Genomic DNA, 2722 nt, shown 5'->3' on the forward strand with positions numbered 1-2722 from the left:
TCCCTACACGACGCTCTTCCGATCTCTTACGAATTGAAGGAGGATCAGTTCATGCGTTTATTTATTCGCCAGCGGTTCTTTTCCTGGACCGACAGCTTTGATATTACTGATGAAGAAGGCTATGCCGTTTACAGTGTGCGCGCAGATTTATTAGCGTTGTCGCATGTCCTGCGGGTGTTTGACGTTGAAGAACAGGAAATCGGTTTAGTCCGTGAAAAACTATTTCACTTCCTGCCGACCTTTGAAGTCGAGCTGGACGGCGATCAAGTCGCGGTCATCCGCAAGGAATTCTCGTTTCTGCATCCAAGCTACCGCATCGACTGCGAAGGCTGGAGCGTGGAAGGCGACTTGTTCGGCTGGGATTATCAGATCTTCCGCGACGGCGAGCTGTGCGGAACAATCAGTAAGGAGGTCATCTCGCTGACCGACACCTACGTCATTGATTTCGACGATCCGCGGGATGAGCTGATGATCGTCATGCTTGTTCTGGCAATCGACGCCGCAAATTGCAGCGAGCATTAAGGAATCCGGCAATGAAAATTGTACTGGGCGCGGGAACAACGCAGTTTGACGGCTGAATCAGCACCCGGCTGATCCAGCCGAACTTATTGAAACCGGAAACGTTTGAAGCCTTTTTCCAAGGTGAACAGGCGGGTCCAGCCCTAAACGTTATTTCTCGGGAAATACAGTCTGACAATGACTGAATCGACAGTATCAGTTGCGTTTCCATAAACAAAATCCCAGTAAAAAAGGTCTGAACAGAAACAGACCGGCATCAGCTTGTGCGGAGAACATCCGAATCAAGTTTTGTCGGTCCGTTTTTAATTTATTCAGTGAAACTGCTTGTCAGCTGTTCAAACAGCCTGTCGAGCACTTCGATCCGCTGCGGCTGTCCTGTCATATCGGTCACCGTGGATAAAGAAGGCAGAATTCGATTGCCGAAACGTTTTTTCCATAGTCCGCCAACCCCCAGCGTCCGCGCATAGCCATAACATTTCAACGCGTAGTCCGGATCACGGTCCAGCCAGTCGTCCAGTTTTGAATCCGGCATCTGCTTCAGATCACTGCGCCATTGCCTGACCTGCTGGAGCAGCCGCGCTCCTTCCGGATTCAGCGGCTTCATCGGCCACAAGATCAGCTGCCCGAGCAGCAGGCTGCTGAAGCTGATTACCGCCGGAAGATCCTGCGGATCAAAATAAGCCAGGACGCGGATTAAAAGAATCAGCCAGCCGAAGCCCAATCCTGCCAACGCCCAGCGTGTCTTTTTCAATCCCTGCCCCAACGCCGCACTCAAGCAGCCTATCGCGATCGTTACCGCAATCAATCCCAGACTGAACAGATATACGACGCTGTCAGATGCTGCCCATGGAAACAGGATATGCGTGATCATTACCGGCGGCAGGACGCTCAGTCCAATCAACAGCCAGCGCAGACCCGCCAGCCCTTTATGCCGCCATTGCGCCTTTTCCTGCCGGGCCTGCCTGCAGGCTTCCTGAATACAGGCGGATGAGCGCAAACCGTTCTTATCCAACGTCACCGTATTTCCATCTTCCAGATTCAACAGCGAACGCATGAATTGCTTTTCCCAGTCCGGCTGATGGATCAGCGAGCGTTTGCGCGTCAGCTGAATACGATGACCCTGCATTTCCACCTGGATATAATCCCGGGCCGCCCAGTTGATCACCACGGCCGCCAGCGTTTCTGCGCCGATCGGTTTATCCGTTAACAACGCAGCCTGCAGCGGGTTAACGCCGTTAGGCAGCTCGCCGAGGGTCCTCCGCTTTGTACTGCGGCTCAAAAAGCGGAACAACCCCGACGCCAGCACCATCCCGACGCCAAACATCGACCAGAACCCGATCAGATCGCTGCCCAGCATTCGCCGTACATGGCGCGGAATATCAATTTCAACGCTCACCCGATCATCCCCGCTCAAACCCTCCGTCGAGTAGAGATGCAGCAGGCGGCCGTCCTCGCTGACGTCCAGCGTCACCTTTTCCAGATCCTCATATGTCCGGGAATTATAGAAATCGGTTCTGAATTTGAGCTCTTGCGGCAGCTGAATCACGACGTCCAGCTCGTCGATCTGCGCGTCGTTCATCGCGTCGTCGAAATTCAGGTGCCATTGGTCCTCTGACGAGGCCAATTCAATCCGGTAATCCAGTGTCAAGGCCACCGGCTTATCCTTTGGCAGCCGGATGAAGCCGTATTCCGAGGCTTTTAGCGAGGGATCGCTGATCACGACGTCTTTCAACAGGGCGTCGGGATAGCTCGGCCAGCCTAAAAACAAATCAAGCATCGGATCCAGTTCGGAACTCTGGCTCGTCCATTCCAGCTCCTGATACACCTGAAGATCCATCTGTGGCAGCACTTCGACCTCCACATGCCAGCGCGAATATCGTGAAGGCCAGCGATAGGACTGCGCTTTGGCGAAGGTTCCTTCGTCGAAATGAACGATCAAATTCAACGTCGGATAATCCAGGACATCCGTGGAATCAAAAACAAACGTCTGATCCTGCCACTTGCCTGTTCCATAGCGGCACTGACCGCCGCTTTGGCCGCAGTCGAGAAGCCAGTTGTCGCGGATAAGCCCGGAATCAAACTGGATTTCGGCATGCATCTGCTCGACGGGCAAATCCAGCGGCGAACGGCCTAAATCCAGTGAAAAGGTATCGCGATCTGCTTCGTCATCCTGAAAACAGCGCAGCGTATAATTCAGCTGCAG

At 53.5% G+C, this 2722-nt stretch carries 2 protein-coding genes; one reads left to right on the forward strand and one right to left on the reverse strand.

The window, feature by feature from the left end:
- The first annotated feature begins 51 nt into the window (after window positions 1-51).
- Entirely contained in the window at window positions 52-522 is a 471-nt protein-coding gene (locus AC5OW4_RS14955) for an LURP-one-related/scramblase family protein (protein WP_072685031.1), read from the forward strand.
- 304 nt (window positions 523-826) lie between these two features.
- On the opposite strand, the gene AC5OW4_RS14960 is transcribed toward AC5OW4_RS14955, so the two are convergent.
- On the reverse strand, window positions 827-2722 hold a 1896-nt coding region (locus AC5OW4_RS14960), incomplete at its 5' end, for a DUF2207 domain-containing protein (protein WP_493677182.1).

It is taken from the genome of Holdemania sp. (genome assembly GCF_986127675.1).

Bases quoted from the DNA above. Each gene is read 5' to 3' on its own strand.
- AC5OW4_RS14955 (WP_072685031.1), top strand. From the start codon at position 52: ATGCGTTTATTTATTCGCCAGCGGTTCTTTTCCTGGACCGACAGCTTT.